Source organism: Mesorhizobium sp. RCAM 05099, assembly GCF_059683685.1.
Window position 1 is genome coordinate 6,569,570 of the sequence record NZ_CM185035.1, and the last position, 21,158, is coordinate 6,590,727.

At 60.0% G+C, this 21,158-nt stretch carries 23 protein-coding genes and 3 pseudogenes; 13 read left to right on the top strand and 13 right to left on the bottom strand.

The window, feature by feature from the left end; genetic code table 11:
• Nucleotides 1-71: 71 nt before the first annotated feature.
• On the bottom strand, nucleotides 72-695 hold the full coding sequence (locus tag AC56QQ_RS32550; RefSeq protein ID WP_489859437.1) for an MBL fold metallo-hydrolase: 624 nt from the start codon (nucleotides 693-695) through the stop codon (nucleotides 72-74).
• 227 nt (nucleotides 696-922) lie between these two features.
• On the opposite strand from AC56QQ_RS32550, the gene AC56QQ_RS32555 reads away from it, so the two are divergent.
• Complete coding sequence (locus AC56QQ_RS32555) at nucleotides 923-1,357, top strand: SRPBCC family protein (protein ID WP_489859436.1); 435 nt, start codon at nucleotides 923-925, stop codon at nucleotides 1,355-1,357.
• Here AC56QQ_RS32555 and AC56QQ_RS32560 read toward each other — a convergent pair.
• Together AC56QQ_RS32560 and AC56QQ_RS32565 are read right to left on the bottom strand one after the other, a co-directional pair.
• Nucleotides 1,341-2,183 carry an acyltransferase family protein gene (locus AC56QQ_RS32560; protein ID WP_489859435.1) on the bottom strand — a complete coding sequence of 281 codons (843 nt, stop codon included), beginning with the start codon at nucleotides 2,181-2,183 and terminating at the stop codon, nucleotides 1,341-1,343. The two genes, AC56QQ_RS32555 and AC56QQ_RS32560, sit on opposite strands and share 17 nt — an antisense overlap.
• On the bottom strand, nucleotides 2,165-2,356 hold the full coding sequence (locus tag AC56QQ_RS32565) for a hypothetical protein (RefSeq protein WP_489859434.1): 192 nt from the start codon (nucleotides 2,354-2,356) through the stop codon (nucleotides 2,165-2,167). The genes AC56QQ_RS32560 and AC56QQ_RS32565 overlap by 19 nt, the downstream gene beginning before the upstream one ends.
• 498 nt (nucleotides 2,357-2,854) lie before the next feature.
• Between AC56QQ_RS32565 and AC56QQ_RS32570 the strand changes: the two genes are divergently transcribed.
• Both AC56QQ_RS32570 and AC56QQ_RS32575 read left to right on the top strand, forming a co-directional pair.
• Nucleotides 2,855-3,805 carry a tyrosine-type recombinase/integrase gene (locus AC56QQ_RS32570; protein WP_497124695.1) on the top strand — a complete coding sequence of 317 codons (951 nt, stop codon included), beginning with the start codon at nucleotides 2,855-2,857 and terminating at the stop codon, nucleotides 3,803-3,805.
• 55 nt (nucleotides 3,806-3,860) lie between these two features.
• Nucleotides 3,861-4,190, top strand: a pseudogene (locus tag AC56QQ_RS32575) (transposase); the annotation flags it as partial.
• A gap of 30 nt (nucleotides 4,191-4,220) precedes the next feature.
• Here the strand turns inward: AC56QQ_RS32575 and AC56QQ_RS32580 are convergent.
• Nucleotides 4,221-5,368, bottom strand: a protein-coding gene (locus AC56QQ_RS32580) for an IS3-like element ISMlo4 family transposase (protein ID WP_157866075.1) whose coding sequence is annotated in 2 segments (ribosomal slippage) — nucleotides 4,221-5,119 and nucleotides 5,119-5,368 — 1,149 coding nt in all. Because the reading frame shifts where the segments join, the coding sequence is not laid out codon by codon here.
• Between the two features lie 265 nt (nucleotides 5,369-5,633).
• Here AC56QQ_RS32580 and AC56QQ_RS32585 point away from each other — a divergent pair.
• A complete protein-coding gene (locus AC56QQ_RS32585) occupies nucleotides 5,634-6,446 on the top strand; it encodes a transposase (protein ID WP_497124696.1) in 813 nt (270 codons plus the stop codon).
• A 102-nt stretch (nucleotides 6,447-6,548) separates the two neighbouring features.
• Complete coding sequence (locus AC56QQ_RS32590; protein WP_497124697.1) at nucleotides 6,549-6,794, top strand: tyrosine-type recombinase/integrase; 246 nt, start codon at nucleotides 6,549-6,551, stop codon at nucleotides 6,792-6,794.
• 74 nt (nucleotides 6,795-6,868) lie between these two features.
• Here AC56QQ_RS32590 and AC56QQ_RS32595 read toward each other — a convergent pair whose 3' ends face one another.
• Nucleotides 6,869-7,432 carry a hypothetical protein gene (locus AC56QQ_RS32595; RefSeq protein WP_497124698.1) on the bottom strand — a complete coding sequence of 188 codons (564 nt, stop codon included), beginning with the start codon at nucleotides 7,430-7,432 and terminating at the stop codon, nucleotides 6,869-6,871.
• A gap of 99 nt (nucleotides 7,433-7,531) precedes the next feature.
• Here AC56QQ_RS32595 and AC56QQ_RS32600 point away from each other — a divergent pair, with 99 nt between their 5' ends.
• Nucleotides 7,532-7,750, top strand: a complete 219-nt coding sequence (locus tag AC56QQ_RS32600) for a helix-turn-helix domain-containing protein (protein ID WP_497124699.1) — start codon at nucleotides 7,532-7,534, stop codon at nucleotides 7,748-7,750.
• A gap of 337 nt (nucleotides 7,751-8,087) precedes the next feature.
• On the opposite strand, the pseudogene AC56QQ_RS32605 reads toward AC56QQ_RS32600, so the two are convergent.
• Nucleotides 8,088-9,610: pseudogene (locus AC56QQ_RS32605) on the bottom strand (Y-family DNA polymerase).
• Entirely contained in the window at nucleotides 9,522-10,277 is a 756-nt protein-coding gene (locus AC56QQ_RS32610) for an ImuA family protein (RefSeq protein ID WP_497129206.1), read from the bottom strand. Before AC56QQ_RS32610 ends, AC56QQ_RS32605 begins: the two are co-directional and overlap by 89 nt.
• 184 nt (nucleotides 10,278-10,461) lie before the next feature.
• Between AC56QQ_RS32610 and AC56QQ_RS32615 the strand changes: the two genes are divergently transcribed.
• Nucleotides 10,462-10,752, top strand: a complete 291-nt coding sequence (locus AC56QQ_RS32615; RefSeq protein WP_497124700.1) for a hypothetical protein — start codon at nucleotides 10,462-10,464, stop codon at nucleotides 10,750-10,752.
• Nucleotides 10,753-11,650: 898 nt separating this feature from the next.
• Nucleotides 11,651-12,097, top strand: a complete 447-nt coding sequence (locus AC56QQ_RS32620; RefSeq protein ID WP_497124701.1) for a hypothetical protein — start codon at nucleotides 11,651-11,653, stop codon at nucleotides 12,095-12,097.
• A gap of 278 nt (nucleotides 12,098-12,375) precedes the next feature.
• Here the strand turns inward: AC56QQ_RS32620 and AC56QQ_RS32625 are convergent.
• Nucleotides 12,376-12,626, bottom strand: a pseudogene (locus AC56QQ_RS32625) (SDR family oxidoreductase); the annotation flags it as partial.
• A 147-nt stretch (nucleotides 12,627-12,773) separates the two neighbouring features.
• On the opposite strand from AC56QQ_RS32625, the gene ku reads away from it, so the two are divergent.
• Nucleotides 12,774-13,598 (top strand): non-homologous end joining protein Ku, encoded by an 825-nt coding sequence (gene ku / locus AC56QQ_RS32630; protein WP_497124702.1) that lies wholly within the window; start codon nucleotides 12,774-12,776, stop codon nucleotides 13,596-13,598.
• A gap of 34 nt (nucleotides 13,599-13,632) precedes the next feature.
• The gene (locus AC56QQ_RS32635; protein ID WP_497124703.1) at nucleotides 13,633-13,938 is read left to right on the top strand and encodes a helix-turn-helix domain-containing protein; all 306 of its coding nucleotides are present in this window, start codon (nucleotides 13,633-13,635) and stop codon (nucleotides 13,936-13,938) included.
• 30 nt (nucleotides 13,939-13,968) lie between these two features.
• Here AC56QQ_RS32635 and AC56QQ_RS32640 read toward each other — a convergent pair whose 3' ends face one another.
• Both AC56QQ_RS32640 and AC56QQ_RS32645 read right to left on the bottom strand, forming a co-directional pair.
• Nucleotides 13,969-14,277 carry a hypothetical protein gene (locus AC56QQ_RS32640; RefSeq protein ID WP_497124704.1) on the bottom strand — a complete coding sequence of 103 codons (309 nt, stop codon included), beginning with the start codon at nucleotides 14,275-14,277 and terminating at the stop codon, nucleotides 13,969-13,971.
• Nucleotides 14,274-14,489, bottom strand: coding sequence for a hypothetical protein (locus AC56QQ_RS32645; protein ID WP_497124705.1), 216 nt, complete (start codon nucleotides 14,487-14,489; stop codon nucleotides 14,274-14,276). Before AC56QQ_RS32645 ends, AC56QQ_RS32640 begins: the two co-directional genes overlap by 4 nt.
• 110 nt (nucleotides 14,490-14,599) lie before the next feature.
• On the opposite strand from AC56QQ_RS32645, the gene AC56QQ_RS32650 reads away from it, so the two are divergent.
• The 3 genes from AC56QQ_RS32650 (at nucleotide 14,600) to AC56QQ_RS32660 (ending at nucleotide 16,306) form a co-directional block, all read left to right on the top strand.
• Nucleotides 14,600-14,839, top strand: coding sequence for a hypothetical protein (locus tag AC56QQ_RS32650; protein WP_497124706.1), 240 nt, complete (start codon nucleotides 14,600-14,602; stop codon nucleotides 14,837-14,839).
• A 153-nt stretch (nucleotides 14,840-14,992) separates the two neighbouring features.
• On the top strand, nucleotides 14,993-15,397 hold the full coding sequence (locus AC56QQ_RS32655; RefSeq protein ID WP_497124707.1) for a GFA family protein: 405 nt from the start codon (nucleotides 14,993-14,995) through the stop codon (nucleotides 15,395-15,397).
• A gap of 345 nt (nucleotides 15,398-15,742) precedes the next feature.
• Nucleotides 15,743-16,306, top strand: coding sequence for a hypothetical protein (locus tag AC56QQ_RS32660; protein ID WP_497124708.1), 564 nt, complete (start codon nucleotides 15,743-15,745; stop codon nucleotides 16,304-16,306).
• A gap of 475 nt (nucleotides 16,307-16,781) precedes the next feature.
• Here AC56QQ_RS32660 and AC56QQ_RS32665 read toward each other — a convergent pair whose 3' ends face one another.
• From AC56QQ_RS32665 to AC56QQ_RS32675, 3 genes are all read right to left on the bottom strand, one after another.
• Entirely contained in the window at nucleotides 16,782-17,801 is a 1,020-nt protein-coding gene (locus AC56QQ_RS32665) for an ATP-dependent DNA ligase (RefSeq protein WP_497124709.1), read from the bottom strand.
• Entirely contained in the window at nucleotides 17,798-20,467 is a 2,670-nt protein-coding gene (gene ligD / locus AC56QQ_RS32670) for a DNA ligase D (protein ID WP_497129208.1), read from the bottom strand. Before ligD ends, AC56QQ_RS32665 begins: the two co-directional genes overlap by 4 nt.
• Before the next feature lie 277 nt (nucleotides 20,468-20,744).
• Complete coding sequence (locus AC56QQ_RS32675; protein WP_497124710.1) at nucleotides 20,745-21,152, bottom strand: trehalose-6-phosphate synthase; 408 nt, start codon at nucleotides 21,150-21,152, stop codon at nucleotides 20,745-20,747.
• Nucleotides 21,153-21,158: the final 6 nt, after the last annotated feature.

Sequence of the window (21,158 nt, forward strand, 5' to 3'; positions counted from 1 at the left end):
GCCGAGAAATCGAGTGTTGACTCAATGCTGCGACGTGACAGCCACTGAGTAGAGAAACCTAGTTCTGCTTCCTATCCTTCAACAGGAACTGCGCCGAGGTCAGATAGTAGTTTCGGGCGGTAGCGTTGAGTTGGCGTTCGCCCAGTCCGCGTTTCGCTCTCCCCGCTGAAAGTGCGTGTCGGCGGCAGGAACCCTCCCCGCGTGTGCGGCGTCACCCGGCCGTATTCGAGCTGCGTCGCTGCATTGATGAACAGATCATCGGGCAGCTTTGTGCCGAATACGTCGCCGCCGCCGCGTGGCCCCCTTCCGAACTCTGGGTCGGAATCCACCAGCGTCCTATGACTGTAAATTTCCGGACTGTCGTTTCCGGCAAACACCTGCGCGCCGCCCGAATGGTCCGGATGGTTGTGCGTGTAGATGATCGCCCGGACCGGGCGCACCAGGCCATCGCCGAAAGCGTCTACGATCGCCTTCGCGTCAACAGGGTTCGCGGACGAGTCGACAGTGATCGAACCGCGGTCGCCCTGAATCAGCGTGACATTGCTTGCCGAGTACCCCACCGCGGCAAAAACGCCGTCCGTGACTTCGATGACTTCCTTCCGGAACTCTGCCGAACTTGCACGCAGTTGCTCACGGCCGGCAAACTCACCTGCCAATGCGGGCGACGACAGACCCAGATCTGACACGACCATCATAGCATTCTTCCTCACGGCTCCACGAATCGAGTGACGTGAACCAGCGATGTCCGGTCCACGCTTCGGGGCAGCGTCGCAGCCCGACCGGCATCACCACTGCCCGGACACTGGCCTGATAGACAGAGCCAGTTTTGGCGAGTCTTCCTGATCCAGTTGGCGATTCCGCGACGGCTCGGCGGCGTCCCCGAAAACACATCCCCGACCGCACGCCACTGGAAGTGTGGGAGGTGCTCTCGGATGCCGAACTGCTGCCGCTCTGGTGGGGTGACGTCTACAAGGAAGTGGTGCCGCTGGACAGGAAGGGAAAGGCGACCGTTGGCTCACGCGCCAAAGCACGGGCTCGCGGCGCCCTGCCCTATGAGCTGAACTTCATCATCGAGGCAGCGGAACTCGACCCCGGCCGGCTGGTGGTGGTCAAAACCCTCGGCGATTTCGACGGGCTGTGGCGAGCGGAATTGTCTCTGTCGGGCACCGGCACCCATGTGCAGTTGACCTGGCAGGTCACGGTCGGGAGGCCGATCCTCAAATTCCTCGCACCGTCGCTACGCCCGGCCTTCGCCTGGAACCATCGCTGGACAACGCCGCGCGGCGAAGCCGGCCTGCGACGCAATCTTAGGGCGCGGAAAACAGCGCCTCGGCCTGACTTCACCAATTGCGGTTGAGCCATTCGCGCGATGGTCGCTCGATGACGTAGTAGCTGCAGAGCGCGCAAGCGAAGACGCCGGCCAGCATCGGGATCGGCGCGCTGCCTTGCTCATAAACGAATTTGTAGAAAGGCTGCTGCCACAGATAGAGCGAATACGACCACAGCCCCAGCGTCGCCATCGGCCAGGAAGACAGCAACCCGGTCAGATGCCGGGAGCTGAAATCGAGCGCGTTGACGGCCAGCGCCAGCAGCGGCACCGCGAACAGATAGTGGATCGGCGTCGGCACCGGATCGAGGAACAGCACAATCGCGCAGATCGATGCTGCCAGTGCCACGTACTTGCCTCTGAAGACCGCCGGCAGCCTGTTATCGGCCTTGAGCAGGCAGATCGAAGCCGACAGCAGGATCGAGGCGATATGCACATCGGTGCGCCAATAGGTGGTTTCGTAGTCCATCCCGAACACCCAGTACGAAACCGCGCCGTTGGCCATGGCAAGCAAGGCCAACGCCAACAGCAGCAGGATGACGCGGGAGCGGCTTGAAACGATGACGCTGATCAGCGCCAGGATGATATAGGCGTGCTCCTCGATGCAGAGCGAGCAGATATGGTCGAGCGCCCCCGCCCGCGTAACGAGAATGCCGGCATAATTGTAAGGGAATGTCAGCGCGGTCAGCGCCGCCTTCCATTTGAAGGCGATGAATGTACCGGAGAGCGCAATCGTCGCAACGACGACGACAACCAGAAGAGCCGGGTAGATGCGGGAGAAGCGGCGTTTGAAGAACTTCTTCAGCGGATAGCGCTCGACAAACAGAATCTCGCCCATCAGCCGGCCGCTGAGCACGAAGAGACACCCAGCACCCCGAGATTGATTCCGGGAACGGGAAAGAAATGGCCTATCAGCACCAGGGCGATCGACAGGCCGCGCCAACCGTCGAGATAGGCTAGCCTTGTTCTGGCCGACCTGTCGGCGACGGATCGGGATGGGACGACATGCGCCGCGGAGATGTCGGTCATGCTGATCCTTTCGCATTGGTCACGCGAAAGGGCACAGCGGTATGCATTCCGAACCCGACTCGCATTCCCGCCCGAAATCATATTGCAGTGCAAGATAAGTTTGTGCAAGTGCGAGATTGCCGCCGGGGCAGTTTCAGGGGCAGTACGCGGCCGGAACTGCCTCAAGCAAAGGAGGCTAGCTAGGTGGCGTCGCCAGGCGAACAATATGCGGGAATAGAACCAATCCAAAGAAATATTTTGTTGGTATTTTCGTTGGATAAGATCGCCGGGGGCGAATAGTCAACTATCTGGAAACAAAAGCAGATTTCCTTCACTTGGATTCCGCCTCTGGGCACCATCTCACTTTCCCATCGCTTCTCACGACGTCTCACCAATCAATACAAATCAATGACTTAGCCTAGTTTGGCGGTTTATGGTGACCCACCGCGTACCGTTGCAACGCATCGGTTTGTGGGTAACGATTTCGGCGTTACCCATTACCCGGGAGGTCCGTTACCCATGTCTCTCTCTGATTTCGCCTGCAAGAACGCTAGGCCCAAAGACAAGCCGTATCGTCTTGCGGATGGCGACGGGCTTTATCTCCTCGTCCGCACCAACGGCTCCAGACTCTGGCAACTGCGGTACCGCTACCTGGAGAAGGAAAATATACTCTCCTTTGGAAAATACCCGCTGGTGTCACTTCTCGACGCGAGAGGAAAGCGCGACGACGCCAAGAGGCTGTTGATCGCCGGCATCAACCCCTCCGCCAAACGCAAAGAGGAGAAGACTGCCGCCATCACGGAAGCGCGCTCCACCTTCGCCTTGATCGCCGAGGAGTATGTCACGCGGATGGAGGAACGGGACGCTGCGGCGGCTACCATCACCAAAACCAAATGGCTCTTGGAAGATCTGGCCGGCCCACTCGCCAAGCGCCCCATTAACGAGATCACTCCAGCCGAAATTTTCCAACTCCTCCAGAAGATCGAAAAGAGTGGTCGAAGAGAGACAGCGCGGCGTTTACGCGGCGTGATAGGCAGCGTCTTCCGCTTGGCCATTGTCACCTTACGGGCAGAAGCCGACCCAACCCTACACCTCCGGGGCGCTCTCCAGCCGCCGAAAGTGAACGGTCGTGCCGCTATCACCGATGAAAAGAAGTTCGGCAAGCTCCTGATGACGGTCGGCGAATACGACGGCTGGCCAACCATTAAAGCCGCCCTCCAATTTCTTGCCCTCACCTGTGTCCGCCCCGGCGAAGTACGGGGCGCTACGCGCGATGAGTTCGACCGAAAGAAGGCGGTCTGGCATATTCCGGCCGAGCGCATGAAGATGCGTGCTCCGCACGACGTACCACTGTCCAAACAGGCGCTTTCGGTCTTGGAAGAGGTCTGGCAGCTCTCGGAGGACGGCGGCCTGGTCTTTCCTTCGATCCGCTCCACAAAACGGCCGAGACTGTTGAAAAACTCGGCTTGAATGGCCGCCCAACACGTGATTCCATCTCTCTGCTGAGCGCTGGAGATGATTTGTCATGATGGGCAGGCTCGTTCTTCAAGAACAACTCTTCTACGAGTTTCGGCTTGATGAGCACGTACCTGCCGGTCACCTACTCAGACGCATCGATGCGACGCTTAATCTAAGCTTTGTGCATGAGCACCTCGCCTCAAGCTACAGCCACACTGGCAGGCCTTCGATCGATCCCGAGTTGATGCTACGAATGCTCCTCGTGGGGTATCTCTACGGCATTCGGTCAGAGCGGAGGCTTTGCGAGGACGTTCATCTTAACTTGGCATTCCGCTGGTTCTGCAAGCTCGGCCTCAACGGAGCTGTGCCGGACCACTCAACGTTCAGCAAAAACCGGTGGCCTGCTGCCGGTTTTTCGGACACGAGGTTAAGCTAACATAGCTTGTTCCTCGAACTCCACGGGGCTCAGATAGCCCAGCGTCGAGTGCCTTCGCCGAGGGTTATAGAAGCGCTCGATGTAATCGAACACATCCGCCCTCGCATCATCTCTCGTCCTGTAGACCTTGCGGGCTGTCCGCTCGGTCTTGAGCGACGAGAAAAAGCTCTCCATCGCAGCGTTGTCCCAGACGTTGCCCGACCGGCTCATCGAGCAGGTGATGCCGTGGTCGGCCATCAGTCGCTGGAACTGCTCGCTCGTATATTGCGATCCCTGGTCGGAGTGGTGCAGCAGGCTGTCGGGCTTGCCTCTCCTCCAGATCGCCATGATGAGAGCGTCGGTGACGAGCTGCGCGGTCATCTCGGCCTTCATCGCCCAGCCGACGACACGGCGGGAGAACAGATCGACGACGGCGGCAACGTAGATCCATCCTTCCGCAGTCCAGATATAGGTGAAGTCGGCGACCCACTTCTGGTTCGGGGCCGATGCCTCGAAGGCGCGATCGAGGAGGTTGTCCGACACGGCGGCTCGCTCGCCGGTATCCTTCGGCAGTCCGCGCCGGCGTGGACGTGCCCGGAGGCCGTTCTCCCGCATGAGGCGTTCGATGCGATGCAGTCCGCAGGAAAGCCCCTCTGCCAGAACGTCGTGCCAGACCCGACGCGCGCCGTAGGTGCGGTCGCTGCTCTTGAAGCTTCGGTCGATCCTGGAAACGAGGATCTCGTCATGCTGGGAGCGAACGCTAGGGCTGCGGTTGAGCCAGGCATGGAAGCCCGAGCGGGACACATCCAGCGCACTGCACAGCCATGCCACCGGCCAGATGTTCCGGTGCCTCGCGATGAAAGCGAACCTCATGTCACTTCCCTCGCGAAGTAGGCTGCGGCCTTTTTTAGGATGTCGCGCTCCGCCTTCAGCTTCGCGACTTCCTTACGCAGCCGGTCAATCTCCTGCTGCTCCGGCTTCATCTGCCCATGACCGGGAAACGCACGCTGCGGATCGGCCGATAGCTCGCGCACCCATTTGCGCAGCACATTCTCGTGGACATCGAGGTCGCGGGCAGCCTGGGCCACCGCAACGCCCCGATCCTCGATCAATCTCACCGCCTCAAGCTTGAACTCGCGGCTGAACTTCCTTCTCTGCATTCCCACTCTCCAGTTCCGTTAAACACCTTATCTCGGTGTCCACGAAACCGGCAGCAGGCCACGCTACGGCCGCTTTCGCCAAGGGGATCTGTTTCGAAAGTTATTCGAGGAGATCGTTGGTCATTGTGCCACGGCTGGGTTGGTCTCAGGCACGGATACTGCAGTCGATGCCAGCTTCATCGAGGCGGATGCGAGCTGGGAGAAGAAACTTCCTGGTGACGCCGGTGCAACCGCCTGGTCCGACGGTGGCACTATCTCGCGGCCAGTGCATGAGTATCTCGACGCTCTCGATGCAGCGCTGCCGCAGGCCCCAGATGAGCGTGAACCTTCGACGCCGAAACATATATCGCCGATTGATCCGCAAGCTGGCTGGTCAAACAAGCATGGACGTGGCCGTTTCGGGTATTCAACCAACTACTACATCGACACTGAAACCAGCGTCATTCTTGACGTCGAGGCCAGCCCGGCTCGCTTCGCCGCAGAGGTGGACACAACCAAGACAATGGTGTTGCGGACGCGCGAGCGTCTTGGGCTGACGCCTGAACGGCTGGCAGCTGACAAGGCTTACGGCAGCGCCGGTCTTCTAAGCTGGCTTCTGCAGCAGGGTATCGAACCGCATATCCCGGTGATTGAACGCCAACACCAGACCGCCGGCAAACTGACCCGCGACGCATTCTCCTATGACAGGCAGAGCGACAGCTTTACCTGTCCTGAAGGTCGGCAATTGACCTATCGGGGAAGGGACATCGGCGCGCGCGCCAATGTCTATTTCGCTCGCCCGTCCGACTGCGGCGCCTGTCGCTCAAAGCTGGATTGCACAGACGGATCAGCGCGACGAATTACACGATCTTTCGACGAGGATGCGCGTGATCAGGTACGAGCGTTGCGCGACACACCTAGCTATGCCCGCTCACGGCGACTGCGCAAGAGGATCGAGCGGCTCTTTGGCCACCTCAAGCGCAACATCGCGTTTCGACGATTGAGGCTACGCGGCCTGAGCGGGGCAAAAGAAGAATTCCTTCTCGCCGCAGCGGTTCAGAACCTCCAACTGTTGGCAAGACGGCTGGCCGCTGCATGAAGTGGACCGGTTCGGCAGACATGGCGCCAACCAATCGGCTCCAGTGCCCTGGGGTGGTTCCAGCTAGTTATTCAACAGTCTCGGCCGCTTTCCGAAAACGCCATGAACGCTGCGCTACGACGTATGGGCTACGGAAAGGACGAGGTGACCGCCCATGGTTTCCGGGTGACCGCCAGCACCATCCTCAACGCCCGCGACTACGATCCAGACGTGATTGAAGCTGTGCTGGCGCACCAGGACAAGAACGCCATCCGGCGGACCTACAACCGAGCGACCTATTGGGAGCAGCGGGTCACGCTAATGCAGGAGTGGGGAGATCTGCTAGATGCGTTGAAGGCGAACCATTAGTGTTAAACGCATTCCACGATCGGATCGCTGTTTGTGTTGGCGTTGACCGCTGCCAATATCGGTACTTGAGCCGTTCACCCGTGCGCCTCCAAGGCCGCGACGAGCTTGGTTGCTTCTTTCCGATGCCGCGCCACATCCGCGCGGGTAGCGGCCCGGTTTGACCGGAAGGCCGGCAGATCGCCAGCAATCGCCTTCAGGTCGCGCAGAACGGATGCGATGTGCGGCCATGGAAAATCCGTCGGGTCGCCAATGTCCCGGTCGGCGCCAACAATCATTTCCAGTTTTGCCACGATACCCACGAGAGACTGAGCCGCGATGTTGGGAATCGCATCCTGAAATTGGAGCGCCTCGGTCATCGCAAACACCTCGGCCTCGCGAACCACCGCATATTCCGATCCCTCCTCCGACGCGGCCACCGAAGTTCGACGCGTTTTCGGTTCTCCATCGGTCAATACCGGAATTCCGGGATTTACCATCATTCGCGTCTCCAACCGCTGCTGCACCCGACACAGGACCAGCGACACGTGGCGAGCGCGGTGCCAATCGGTCCACAGGCTCAAAGCAGGATCATTTGCATTCTGAATGGCAGCCGCCCGAGCGATGGGCTCAGAGAACGTGGGTGTGGTCTTTGGCAGCATCGAACACCTCCTAACCAATTCCGGCACGGTCATTCGACCGATCCGAAAATACATACTATAGTTGATAAACTTAAAGTATGTAAACGGCGAATGTGGCGCATGGACATGCGTCAACTGGTCGGAAGGAACTTTGCCCGACTTCGGAGGGAGAAAGGCCTGACGCAGGAGCAGGTGGAAGCCCGGTCGGGCTACAGCCAGCAATACCTAAGCAGTCTGGAACGTGGTCGACGCAATCCTACTGTTATTACCCTTTTCGAACTCTCCCAGGCGCTGGGTGTCAGCCATGTCGAATTAGTAAAGCCGGACGAAGATAGCTAGCGCTGTGTAGCGTGCCGGCCATAAATCGCCTGCGCGCCTGGCCGCTCGCGAGCGCGCGCCCAAGCAGCGCCGTAGCAAGCGGCACAGCGTGCGTCGCCTCCTGCTCATCGTGGTTGGCCGCAAAGATGTGCGATCCCGAAAACCTTCTTGGTGCACCTATTCCGAACAGCGGCTTCGCGCCTTATGTAGGCCGTTAGAACCACCATGGCCGACCTCAAAAGCGGACCTTGCCTGGGAAATGTCCGAGCGCTGGGGGCTTGCAAACAGTTCCTCGCAGGAACTGGCGCCCCGCAGGAAAGAAAAATGCGAGGTGCATTGCCGTCCGAGTAGGACGCGGTCATCCGAAGATGTCATGCAGGAACCAGCGATGCGAGCCGGTCGCGAATCCTCGCCGTCGCCGGCGCGATAGATCCAGAACCGTTCGCCGGCGTCTTCCTCGACCTGGAAATAGTCGCGCACGGCGGCAAGCTCGGCGTCACGCTTCCACCACTCGCCAAAAACCGGCTCGGGGCCATCGGCGCGCCTGACCCGCCGCCGGATGCCTCTCCAGGTAAAGCTGGCCGGCGGATGATCGGGCAACAGCGCTATCGCCTCGATCAACTCCGGCACGGCAAACAAACGCGCCGGACGCGGCCAATGGTCAGGCCAAGCGTCGCCGGTTTCAACCGACGCGGGTGCCACGCGCCGAACAGACCGTTCGGGCACGTCGCTGGCGACCGGGGCAAACCGGTAGAGCTTTTCCTCGCCGACAGGATTGCCGAGTATGTCGATCAGATCCGACATGTCGGCGTCCTGTTGCTCGATGAGCGATGAAATGGTCTGCCTGGGCGTCAGCGGTTCAGCCAAGGGCGCGGACAAACGCATCAACTCGATGCCGAAGCCCGGGTCGATTTTCTCGATCTTGTCGCAGATGAGACGCGTCAACCGCTTCACATCTCGGACCGGCAAGGCTGTGCCGACGCGAATGGCTTCGATCCGGTTGTCGACGCGGTAGAGCAGCAGGTCAAGCCGCCGCGCGCCGAGGCCCTTGGCCTCCAGCTCGAGACAAAGCGCTTGAACAAGCTTGCCGACATAGCGCGCGATTGTCTCGGCCGCACCGATGGGTTCGCCAAAGGCACGCTTGACCTCGATCACATCAGCCGGCCGGACCGGCTCTATCGGCTCGGCAAGGCGCCCCGTCGCCTGGTCAAGGCGGCGACCCAGTTCCGGTCCGAAGCGCAGGGTCAGCGGCGCGCGCGGCTGCTTCAAAAGCTCGCCTACCCTGTCGAAGCCCAAGACACGCAGACCGCTGACCATTGCATCGGGCAAGCGCAGCGCCGGGATAGGGAGCGAAAGGATTGCATCATAGGTAGCGTTCACGGGAACCACGCTGACGGTCTGCCTGACGTATCGCGCAACGGCGTGTGCGGCACCCCAGCTGTCCGCAACTGCTGCCCGCGCCAAGATGCCGGCCTGGCTGAGACGCTTGACCATATCGATCAGCATCAACTTCTCGCCGCCGTGAAGATGATCGGCGCCCGTGGTGTCCATGACCAATCCGTCCGAAGGATCTGTCGCGACGATCGGCGCGTACCGCCGCAATGCCCATAGCGCCAGCCGCTCCAATGCCTCCGCGTCGGCATCGGGTTCGGCATCCATGACCGCCAGCCCCTGGACCAGTGCCTGCGCCTTCGTTGCAGGCATTCCGACGCGCAAGCCGGCTTCCAATGCGGCGCGATCGACCGCGGTCACCAGGCGACGATTGCCGTGCCGCCCCACTGTCACCAACGGCTTATCCGATGGCGGCGAGACGTCGCCCAATTTGCTTCTGAGCCGTTCGGTCGACCAGCTTGGAAGGAAGAGCGAGACGACCCTTGGCATCACAAGCCTCCACTTCGATATCGAGCGTTTCCCCTCCACGGGATCTGATCAATTCAAGTTGCCATCGTGCCCGGCCAACGCCCGGAACGGGGAGCGGCCGCGATGGCAAAACAGAAACCCGCCAGCGGCTGACGGAGGCTGTCGGCTGGCCGAAATCGGCAGCTTCGGTCTGGCGGCGCCAGCGGCGGATTGCGATGCCCATCGCTCCCGACGCTTCTGACGCAAGCTGCAAGCGTCGCGAAGCCGTCATCGACAGACGCGCAACCTCAGCGACCACAGCCCCAAGTCCGACATGCCGCAGGCCTTCCTCGAAGCAGGCGAGCAAGGATTTGTCGTCACCGGCTTCGACATAGATCACCCGGTCGGGATGCAGTCCGACCTGGGCGATTGCCGGCGCAAACAGATCCTGGCGCGTCACACACCACAGCACCTTGCCTTGCGTCCTGGCCGCAATACCCGCCGCAAACAGCGACGCAGCAGCACCGTCGATCGCTCCATTGCCGCCACCGGCAACCTCATGGAGGGCACCAAGCGCCACACAACCACCCGGAAGATGGCTGTCGATGGAAGCGACGCCGAAGGGAAGCACCGCTCGTTCGCGCGTGTTTCCGCCTTCGAGACGCGCGATGCGATCTCGGAGGTCGGAATGGCAGCAGTCGGCGTCGATGCACTCATCTGTCCCCTGAACGCTAAAAGCTGGCGGCGCGTTCCTCATTTGTTCTCTTCCTGACAAAGAGTCAATGGGACGATGAGGTCTGCGGGACGGCCGGGTGTCGGTATCAAGACTCCTATGCGCCGGTTCCAGGGAACCCAATTTGTCCACGGACATTGCTTGGTAACAGGAGATGTCGATGCCGAAGTTCCGCTTTGAGACTACCGAGTTCGACCAGACCACAACGTTCGAGGAAGAGCTGGCGAGCCCGGATCTGGCTAGTCCGCGAGCCATCGAAAAGGCTCACGTCGCAGCGCTTGTTGCGGGTGCTCCTACAGGTCTTGATCAATCCGCGTCGGTTACAAGGGTCTATGACGAGGCGGGCTACCTGGTTGCCAGGGTCAACTTTTCAGATGTGGTGCTCGACAGCTCCCAGCGGCCAGCCAGCGATACTCTCACCGAAGAGCCGGGCGTCATGCGCTCGGGCTGAGCCTTCCTGATTTTGCAGCGCCGCCCCAACAAGTTCGATTTCCAGAGAGTGTCCAATGCCCATTGTCACCGGAATCGCATTTACCTTGCTGATTTTATTCGTTGTCCTGTTCATGACGCACGCCGCGCGTGACTTGCAGAGCTCCCCGGCGTTTTATCGCTTGAGGCGACGGCTGCATTATTAGGTCGTGGAAACGAAGTTCAGAGATTCGATGTAGACTCAAAGGTCGCGGTCGAAGACCCCTTCTTGATGTAAACCCTCGGTCGGCCCTCTAAAGAAAGATGGCGTATAAGCCGCAGTTCTGCGCGCGTCCGCAACAGCGGACAATTGTCGCGCGCGGGACGGAGGAAATTCGCCCCCGCCGCGGGCGGTGAACGGGAGAGCCGTAGGAGCGTCAGCATAGCGCCCGGCCGCAGGACGGGACGCGGGACCGACTGTCCCCGTCCGCGGCGGTCCGCATGAAGCATCGGCCATGAATGAAGTCGCCTTGGAAATTAATCGAGCGCTGTCCAGTATGCCTATTGAAAAAATAAGCTATTTCCCCGTTGTCAGGGGTCTATTGACATCGATGTTCTTATTTTGCTCACTACTGGGAGGAGGCGAACTATGGAACTTCGCTTAAACATTGAAGGTGCAGCGCCCGAGGAACTGGCACGCGGCGTCGCGGCGGCCGAAGCAGTCTTCGCGCACGCCGGCATTACGGCTTTGCAAGGCGCGGAAGGTTTATTCGCGTTGGAAGGGTGGGATATCAAAGGCTTTCCAGAAGACGACCAGCCAACCGAGCACGAGGACCAGGCTGCTTCGGTCTGGATGGAAGCCGACGAGGCCGCGACGGCTGCATGTTGCGCGGGCTGGCCGGAGGACAAAGTTCCGCGCCATCGACATTCTCCGAACGAAATTGCAATCCGAGGCGCTCCCGGATACGTGGCCGGCGCGCAAGCAGCTCTATCCAGACGTCGTCAAACGGCTGGAGGTCACAGCTGGCCCGGACCGCCAGATCGATTTCGACATTGCCTTCGTTCTTGGCTGGGTGCCCGAGCGGCCAACGCTGGATCGGGTTGAGCCGCTTTCGGACGATGGCGACCGTATCCCCTTCTTCACCAGCGACCTTGCCCAGGTTGAAGAAATGGCTCGCAAGGCGCTCAAGGACTGGACGATCGATATTGACCGGGATCCCTATGATGCCCACGTTTTCGACCCGGCAGCCAGTGAAGACGGTGACGAATTGCGCGTGGCGGCGTGGCGCGATTTCAATGGCTCCCTGCTTATGGAGAAGCCGCCTGCAAATCCTGCAATCGCACTGACCCTGGCGATGATGCACGGCCAGTCGATGCATTTCGAATAGTGGTGAACGGGTTAGATGGCCTCTATCGTCTATCGATCGTGCTTGGCCACTCCAGATCGCACGGCCAGATGGCCGAACGCCTGACAAGCCTACACCGCATCTGAGGAGAGAGACCATGTCAGAAAAGCCACCCTATATGCCGACCGGCATTGGAATGGGCATGATAAGCGACGCCGAGACGAAGGTCGGCGTTCTGATATTTGAAACGGCGCAAGGTAACTTCGACTTGCAGGCAGTCGATGTCCTCACCAAGATTGCAGCGATGCCAGAAACACTTAGGCGGGTGCAATTTCTTCCGGCTGCGCGGGCCGTTTCATCGGCCTTCGCGCCAAATTTCGAGACGTCGGCGGCCTGCTTTTCTGGCGGGTTGAGCGGTGTCGACACTGGACCGGAGCAACGTCGTTCACGGGGATTCCCTTATCTGTCAGGTTGCCAGATAGCACCTGGCGAAGGCGTGGATTCCGCTCTTCGTCATGATCAGTACCTTGGAGCCGTCGAAGCCGGTTGCCGAACCGCTGTTGACGATCGCCGGCGCCGCGACAGGTCGATCCCGCCATCTCCCGGTTGGTTGGCTTTCAAGCTTCTTGCTGGATTCAGTCGACTCCGCCGAACCCGCGGCAGAGGGAACGATTTGAAAGAAAACTCGTTTGCCCTGACCCGAAACAGGATAAACGACATGGTCGCGCCACGTGCTGTCTGGAAGGGCTTTTTGAAGGTTGGATCGGTGACTTGCGGGGTGAAGATTGTCGGCGCCACCAGCGAGGCATCCAAGATCCATTTCAAAATCTTGAACCGCAAGGACGGTCTTCCTGTCAAAAGCGTCTATGCCGACGAGAAGACAGGAAAGACGGTCGACGCAGAAGACCAGGTCAAGGGGTTCGAGGTCGAAAAGGATGAATTCCTTCAGATCGAGCCCGCGGACATCAAGGCGCTTAAGCTCACCTCGGATCACACGCTCGAAGTAGGCGAGTTTGTTGCGATCAGCGAGATCGACACCCGCTATCTCGAGAAGCCCTACTACCTCATTCCAGCTGACGGCGCGGCCGTCGAAGCCTACGGTGTGATCCGCGACGCGATGAAGAACAAGGGCGTCGCAGCACGGTCGTGCATCGTGCTCTATCAGCGCGGCCGGGAAGTTGTGATCCAACCCTATGGCAAGGGCATGGTGATGACCGAGCTGCGAAACCACAACGAGATGATCGCCGAGGACAGTGTTTTTGAGGGCTTGACCAAGGCGAAGTACGATCCCGAGTTGCTGGAAATCGCCGGCATGCTCATCGACAAGAAGGTGACCACTTTCGATCCCTCGAAATTCGAGGACACCTACGAAGATGCGCTGATTGCCATGATTGACGCGAAGCGCAAGGGCAAGGCGCCCCCAAAGGCGGCTCCCAAGCCGAAAGAGAACGTTATCAACCTGGCGGAGGTGCTTAAGAAGAGCCTCAAGCAGGAGGGGCTGGCGACACCCAGAAAGAGCGCGCCGAAGCGCAAGAGTGCTTAGCCCAGCGGGCGCAGAGTCTAGCGAGGAGAAGTTTGTGACCCAATTGACTGTCGAGCAATGCCGGGCGGCGGGGGCTCTTCTGGACTGGTCACAAGCCAGGCTTGGCGCCAATGCGCAGGTCAGCGAGGGGACGGTTCGGGACTTCGAGAAAGGCAAGCGCATTCCGGACGGCGGCATGATTGCCGCGATGCGACCGGCGCTCGAACTGGCGGGGGTTGCCTTTCTACGTGATGGCGAGACGATCCATGGCGGGCCCGGCGTGCGACTCAAAAACTCAACGGTCTCGCGCACGCGTATCCACGATGGCGAAGCGGGAATTATTCAGAACAGCGACATGTAAGCCGTCAACAAAGTCGAGCCCTCGCTGCCGTTAACGCTGATCATTGTACGGCTCTTTCGTTTGTCCAACCATCTTCGCCAGTTCCGAAAACGGTGGAATGTCGGATTCGCCTTGGGCATTGTTTGCGATCTGCAAAAGCCGAATCGGGAAGCAGATGGCGTCGCGATTGGCCGGCGACATATCCTCATATGTCCGCTCATCGCCCGTCACATTGGCCTCGGCCTTTCGCAGCGCGATATCGATGTCGTCGATCGAAAGCAGGCCCCTGTGGACCAGCAAATTGTTGATCGAAGCGACTGCCATCATCAGACCCTCGAGCTGGAGATTGGCGACGTTCATGGCCGAGCACTCTTTACTTGGCCTGGTGGGTTCTGTCCGTCCGACTGATGCGTCTTGTCATCGACTTCGTCCACGGGACGCGTCAATCCAACTCCGCCCTTGGGCTTCTTGTTTCCAGCCGCGTCCTGGGAGAACGCATCCGATGGGTCGGCACCCGTCTTGGCGGGATATTTCGTCGCTCCGGTTTCACGATGGTTTTCATTGTCAGACATTTTTCGGTGCTCCTCTGTGATCATCGGTAACAGGCGTGCACCCCTGCGAGTTCCGCGCTGCATGGAACATTCCTGACGGCCGGTCGTTGGCCAGCAAAGGAGATGACAGGATGGCCAAGATCAAAAACCTCAACGCTGCAATTGCCAAGGAACCAGAGGCAGCCGGTGTCGAAATCCAGCGTAAGAACCCTGGCACCAATGACTCCGGCCAGGCGCCAGCCAGCCCCAAGACGGCAGGCGCTCCGCCCAAACGTACCAGCGCTTTGGCGGACCCCTTCACGGCCAGACGAAGCGACGCACGTCCGGTGGCCGGCAAGACACCTCGCCCAACCGACACACCAGGAGAATAGCCATGCCGCCCAAACCAGAGCCGAACAAAGAACCGCCGGTGGATGCACCAGGCTGGACACCAGACGTGCGCGAGCCTGACCCGACCTTCTGCCGGACGAGTTGCCAGTCCCCAACCCCGACGAGAACCGTGATCCTCCAAAGCGAGCTCTGACATGAGCGAAGATTATATTCGCAGGGGTGGGTGCCTCTGTGGTGCGGTTCGCTTCTCGGTCAAAGGCGCTCCGCTTCGTGTTGGCCTTTGCCATTGTCAGGATTGCCGCCGCTCGAGCGGCAGCGCGTTCAACTTCTTCGGTGTTTGGGCACGGTCGGATTATCAGGGCACTGGCGACCTACGGGCGTTCAATGGCCGAAGCTTTTGCCCCGATTGCGGATCGCGCATCGCCTCGTTGCGGGACGACGAGGCGGAGATCATGCTGGGCGCTCTGGACCTCGCCCCGAGCGACATCATTCCAGGCTATGAACTCTGGATCGGCCGGCGCGAGCCTTGGCTGATGGATCTGCAATGGGCAGAGCAATTCCAACATGATCGAGAGCCCGAAACCCCCGACTCGGCTTGAGCCGCCGGACACATCTGCTCTCGCGGTCCGCTCTCTCGATCTTCTCGCGATCGATGCGTCTTGTCATGGCAGCCTCCCTTGGTCTGCCCCCCAAAAGTGCGACCGGGTGCAAATGTTCACGACAAATAAGCGTTTCCGTCAAATGACATTGACGGATGTTCCGCGATATTTCGCGGCGGATTACACGGCTGCTGCGTGGGGTGACTGTCGAATGTGTTGCCGTTCTGCCGGGTACGGGAACCGCGCCTCTCGACGCTCGTTACTTCCGTGCTGCGCAGATTAACGGCCCGACAAAGCTTGCATGCGCGGCCGTACGCTGTTCCATCGATTTCTCAGGACATCATGATGACCCAGAACGACACCGAACTGACCGCCCGTCTTGCGCGCGAGCATGGCATCTCCGAAGGCGCTGTCACCGCTGTTCTAGACGCTTTGCGGCGTGGCGGCGGGACCATGGCCCAGTTCAGCCATGTCGACTTCGGAGGCATGTCGCAATGGTCTTCCGGCATGACGATGGTCGGCGACATGTTCAACGGCAGCCTCAAGGCGAAGCTCAACGCTATCGCGGGCGAGCTGTCCGCCTACCTCAGCGATCATCCAGCCGAGGGGCGCAACGACGATACGAATGTGAGCTATCGCTCGGCTGGTTTGGCAACCGCCGGCTCGTGGTGGCCTGACGAGTTTGGAAGCCCGTCTGCCGCTGGCTCCCAGAACCATATGCGCTACGCGGCGTTTAACGAGAAGCGCCGTCTGGTCATCGACGATCATGGAAATACGATAATCTACGATACCGGAGATCATCGCATATCTGGTGTTTCACAGAGCCAGAGCACGGACACGACCCTGACCTTCGTCAGCCAGCACGGCGTGGTCCGCATCTCTGATCTCCAGCGCGTCGATGCTGCTTAGGTCAGGCCCGCAATTACGCAAACAGTAACGCTCATTGGCGCACGTGCAGCGCAGTAACCGGAGGACTCCACAATGACGCAATCGACACCGATGCCACCTAACCCAATGGTTGAGCAGCCTGCCAGCGAGGTTTTTCGGACCATCAACGGGGGAGAGCTCCCGCTGTCTAAATCCGGTCAGCAGCAGGCGGTGCAACCTCGGCACTCACCGAAGGCACCAAGCGGGTATGAGAACTTTCGGTGACGCCGAACGAGTCACTGCAGCGGAATTTGGCTCGGCGGATTCAGGAATGGATAGTTCCAGGCGAATTGACACGCTGATCGATTAGCGCCGCCGCCGGAGCCAGTGGGTCGTTGCGGGAATCACGCCAGAGGCCCAGCCTCACTACGAAAGGGGTCAAGAAGCGAACACTGGGCAGTCGAGCGCATAGGGCCAAGGTTTAAGCGCAACGCGCGCTACAGACCGCGTGCCGATTTCATGTTTTCAGCATCTGTTCGAAGGTGCACTGCTTGGGATTCTTGTCGGGGCGCCATCGCAGAAATTTGGTACCGTGCCGGAAGCGATCATTCGTGACGTGATCGAAGCGAACTTCGACCACCAATTCGGGGTGAACCGGTTCCCACTTCCCACTCCTCTCGGTGCTCCAGCGGCTTGGGCCGCCCGGAGCCTTGCCGGTAAAACCAGGAGGCGACCGCAAAGCTTCGAGTTGTCGGGTCAGCTGCGGTCGATCCTCCCGCGCGATTGTCGACGTGAACCCCACATGGTCGAGCTTGCCCTGGTTATTGTAGAGACCCAGCAGTAAGGAACCGACCTCACGCGCATTTGCCAGATAGCGAAAGCCGCCGACCACGCAATCGGCTGTACGCAGCCGTTTGACCTTGACCATGGCGCGTTCGCCGGGCCGATATTCGTCGTCGATAAGCTTGGCGACAACGCCGTCCGTCGAACCGTGACCGGATGCGCCAAGCCACTTCGTTGCTGTCGCCAAATCCCGAGTACAAGGAGACAGTTCGATATCGGCATGACCAGCCGATTCCACGAACAGTTCCAGAGCTTGGCGCCTTTCGGACAGCGGCTGGTCCATCACGTTGAAGTCCGCCCTAGCCAGCATATCAAACAAGATCAATCTGGCGGGGGTTTCGACAGACAGCTTTCGAACCCTGCTTTCCGCTGGATGCAATCGCATCTGCAGCGCATCGAAAGAGAGCGCGCCATTCACCTCGATGACGATCTCACCGTCGACCACGAAATCAGTGGCCCTCAGAACACGCAGCATCGAGACGACTTCCGGAAAGTATCTGCCGAGCGGCTTGCCAGACTTTGCCCTCAGGTCGACCTCATCGCCAGCTTTGAAGGCAAGGCAGCGGAAGCCGTCCCATTTGGGTTCGTACTGCCATTGGCCAGCGCTGTCAGGCAACGTGGCGGCAGCCTTTGCCTCCATCGGTTCCGTGTCCAATGGGACGGCGAAAGACGGTTTTGCATGTTTCGATGTCATGCCGCTAGCTTTGCTGAGCCGAGCCGTTTGATCGCGCTCGCGATAGACCTTTCGCCATCGTCGTAGTCGGCCCAGGCAACCGTCTTCTTCAGCAACCCCGGCACGGTGCGGACTGTGTATTTTTTCGGGTCGAGATCCGCCTTCACCTGGCTCCAGGTCAGTGGCATGGAAACAGTTGCACCTTCTCTGGCACGCGGTGACAGGGGTGCAACGGCCGTCGCCATGCGATCATTGCGGAGGTAGTCGAGAAAGATCCGGGACGTCCGCAACTTCTTGGCCATGTTGACGAGGTAGAGATCCGGACGGTCCGCCGCCATTTGCACGCACACCGCCTTCGCGAAGGCCTTGGCCTCGGGCCAGTTCGTTTTGCTGCGCTGGCCTGCCAGCGGCGTCACAACGTGCAGGCCCTTGCCGCCCGTGGTCTTGCAAAAGCTGACCAGCCCCAAATCTTCGAGACGGTCGCGCATCTCCTTGGCGGCCGCGACAACTTCGCCAAAGGAAACCTCCGGACCGGGATCCAGGTCGAAAACCAGCCTGCCGGGAACCTCGGGATGAGCGGGGTGGCAATTCCAGGGGTGCAGTTCCAGGCCGCCGATCTGGGCGATCGCAGCCAGGCCCTCGACGCGGTCGATCTGCAGATACGGCTTGTGGTCGCCGAAGACTTTCACCAGTTCCAGCGGATTGGACGTGCCGGGCATGGCGTGGCGCTGGAAGAACTGCTCGCCGGCGTAACCGTCCGGCGCGCGCACGAGTGAACAGGGGCGGCCCTTGAGATGCTTGATCATCCAAGGGCCAACGGCCTCAAAGTATTCCGCGAGGTCGAGCTTGGTGACTGGCTTCCCACCATCGCCGGCATTCGGCCAAAGCGGCTTGTCAGGTTTCGAGATAATGACGCCCATGACGATTGGGGTTTTTCCGGTCCGGCCGGACCCTCTGGCAGGTTCGGCAATCTGCGTCTCTTGTGGATTGGCGGGACGCTCCGCCTCTACCTCCTTTGCTGGCTTGTCTTCGCGAAGGCCCTTGAAGGCCGCCTGCCTGACATTGCCGCCGCCGGTCCAGCCGGCGAACTCGATTTCCGCAACCAGTTGCGGCTTCGTCCAAAAGACGGTTGAATCCTTTTTCGGTGCGCCATCGCCTGTAAACGGCGACTTGGCCGCCATCATCTCCTTCAGCCTCGGCAGCAGTTGCCTGACCTTTGCCTCGCTGTACCCGGTCCCGACACGGCCGATATAGGCGAAATGTTCGCCCCTGTTGACGCCGACCAGCAATGAGCGGAATTTTCCGTTGGTCGTCGACCAGCCGCCGATAACAACCTCATGCCCGGCGCGGCATTTCGACTTTGCCCAGGTGTCGGTTCTGCCAGAGACGTAGGGTGCATCAGCTTTTTTGGAGATAATGCCTTCGAGTTCAAGTCGGCAGGCAGACTGCAGCACAGCGTCACCGCCATTGGTGAAGTGCTCGACATAGCGGATGAGGTTCTCCTCACCGCGCTCAACCTCGCCGATCATCTCGCTTAGCCTTACCTTGCGTTCCGAGAGCGGCAGCTTTCGCAGATCGACACCGTCCGCAAACAGCAAATCAAATGCAAAGAAGATCAGGTCTTTTGTCCGGCGCTCCGACAACGCCGCTTGCAAGGCGGCGAAATCCGGTGCGCCATTTTCGCCGAGCGCCACGATCTCACCATCCACGATAGCGTTGGGAAGGCTGGCCGCCTCTTTTGCAATGGCGCCGAACTTCTCCGTCCAGTCCAGGCCTTTTCTGGTCTTCAACGTGGCGACGCCATCTTCGACCCGCAGCTGGACGCGATAGCCATCGAACTTGATTTCGTGAACCCAGTTTGTTCCTACAGGCGGCCGGGAGAGCGTCGCGCAAAGCTGTGGTGCGATGAAGTCGGGCATCTTGACCGCATCGGCACGAACGGCGCGTTTCGGACGTGGCGATGCTTTCGGCGACGGCTTTGGCGATGCCTTTGACGACTTTGCGCGTTCCTCAGCGGCGATGCCGCGATTGCTGTCCCACACGGCGTCCGCATCGGGCACCGATGAGCCTTGCATCATGAACGGCTTCGGGCCGGCCCCCTTCCCGGCAGCAATCTTTTCCATGCTCCGGCCCGAGGCGACGGACCGGTCCTGCGTCAGCACTGCGTCGCCATTGCCATCAGTCGCGTATTTGTCGCGGTGCTTGATCAAAAGCCAGTTGGTTCGCTTTCCGCCATTGCGGTCGTGCTTCATGCGCACGAGAACGAAACTTCCATGCAGGCGCTTGCCGTCAAGCGTGAATTTCAGATCGCCTTTCTCCAAGGCTTGTTCAGGAGACATAGCGCCTTCTGGCTCCCAATATCCACGGTCCCACAGCTGGACGGTGCCGCCGCCATATTGCCCTTTAGGGATCGTGCCTTCGAAGTCGCCGTAGTCCAGCGGATGGTCCTCAACCTCTACCGCAAGGCGTTTATCCTGAGGATCGAGCGACGGACCTTTGGTGACGGCCCAGGACTTGAAGACACCGTCGAGCTCGAGGCGAAGGTCGTAGTGGAGCCGTGTGGCTGCGTGTTTCTGGATTACAAACCGTAGCCGGTTTGATTTCGCGATCAAACGCTCGCCGCTGGGTTCTTTCGTTTTGGTGAAATCGCGTTTGGTCCGATAGGTAGATAGCTCGCCCTTTGTCATGGAAATGCCCCGGCTGATGACGCAACGCGACTCAACGCCTTTGACGACATTTGGTTCGGTCCGCGGCATTCCAGTCCGGTTTTGCCGTGTTTCGGTTGGAACTCTGGCGCCACCTGCTTCGGAAACGGCGGCGCCGGATATTTTCGCGCACCGGCCTGCATCGCGCCGCCGAACTTGGTAATTCCGCATGAAAGCGGCCTGCTCGCCGCCACACAGCTGCTTCCCTTTGTAAAACTCGGTGTAGTCAGGCCGCTTGCAGGATTAGTGCAAACGCACACTACCCCTCGCCCGCGAGCGCGGCGAGAAATGATCGCCGCCATTCTGCTGCGTCATTGCGCCTGATGCGCTTGAGCAGTGCGCCGTGCCTAGCAATTCGTTCATCAAGTGGCATCACGAGCGCTTTTGCGATGGCATCGGCAACCTCGTCAACCGCATAAGGATTCACGATCAGGGACTCCGCAAGCTCTTCCGCCGCACCTGCAAAACGAGACAATACAAGCACTCCGGGATCGGCTGGATCCTGGGCGGCGATGTATTCTTTTGCGACGAGATTCATTCCATCGCGCAGCGGCGTCACCAACCCGACCTGGCTGGCGCGCAATAAGCCAGCCAGCCGCGAGCGTGGAACGGCTCGGTGGATGTAGCGGATCGGGGTCCAGGCCAGATCGGCGTACTTCCCGTTCACTGCGCC

Excerpts from the sequence above, each read along its gene's own strand:
- AC56QQ_RS32550 (WP_489859437.1), bottom strand. The coding sequence starts at position 695 with ATGATGGTCGTGTCAGATCTGGGTCTGTCGTCGCCCGCATTGGCAGGT.
- AC56QQ_RS32565 (WP_489859434.1), bottom strand. The coding sequence starts at position 2,356 with ATGACCGACATCTCCGCGGCGCATGTCGTCCCATCCCGATCCGTCGCC.
- AC56QQ_RS32570 (WP_497124695.1), top strand. The coding sequence starts at position 2,855 with ATGTCTCTCTCTGATTTCGCCTGCAAGAACGCTAGGCCCAAAGACAAG.
- AC56QQ_RS32590 (WP_497124697.1), top strand. The coding sequence starts at position 6,549 with ATGAACGCTGCGCTACGACGTATGGGCTACGGAAAGGACGAGGTGACC.
- AC56QQ_RS32595 (WP_497124698.1), bottom strand. The coding sequence starts at position 7,432 with ATGCTGCCAAAGACCACACCCACGTTCTCTGAGCCCATCGCTCGGGCG.
- AC56QQ_RS32600 (WP_497124699.1), top strand. The coding sequence starts at position 7,532 with ATGGACATGCGTCAACTGGTCGGAAGGAACTTTGCCCGACTTCGGAGG.
- AC56QQ_RS32615 (WP_497124700.1), top strand. The coding sequence starts at position 10,462 with ATGCCGAAGTTCCGCTTTGAGACTACCGAGTTCGACCAGACCACAACG.
- ku (WP_497124702.1), top strand. The coding sequence starts at position 12,774 with ATGGTCGCGCCACGTGCTGTCTGGAAGGGCTTTTTGAAGGTTGGATCG.
- AC56QQ_RS32640 (WP_497124704.1), bottom strand. The coding sequence starts at position 14,277 with ATGAACGTCGCCAATCTCCAGCTCGAGGGTCTGATGATGGCAGTCGCT.
- AC56QQ_RS32645 (WP_497124705.1), bottom strand. The coding sequence starts at position 14,489 with ATGTCTGACAATGAAAACCATCGTGAAACCGGAGCGACGAAATATCCC.
- AC56QQ_RS32650 (WP_497124706.1), top strand. The coding sequence starts at position 14,600 with ATGGCCAAGATCAAAAACCTCAACGCTGCAATTGCCAAGGAACCAGAG.
- AC56QQ_RS32655 (WP_497124707.1), top strand. The coding sequence starts at position 14,993 with ATGAGCGAAGATTATATTCGCAGGGGTGGGTGCCTCTGTGGTGCGGTT.
- AC56QQ_RS32660 (WP_497124708.1), top strand. The coding sequence starts at position 15,743 with ATGACCCAGAACGACACCGAACTGACCGCCCGTCTTGCGCGCGAGCAT.
- AC56QQ_RS32665 (WP_497124709.1), bottom strand. The coding sequence starts at position 17,801 with ATGACATCGAAACATGCAAAACCGTCTTTCGCCGTCCCATTGGACACG.
- ligD (WP_497129208.1), bottom strand. The coding sequence starts at position 20,467 with ATGACAAAGGGCGAGCTATCTACCTATCGGACCAAACGCGATTTCACC.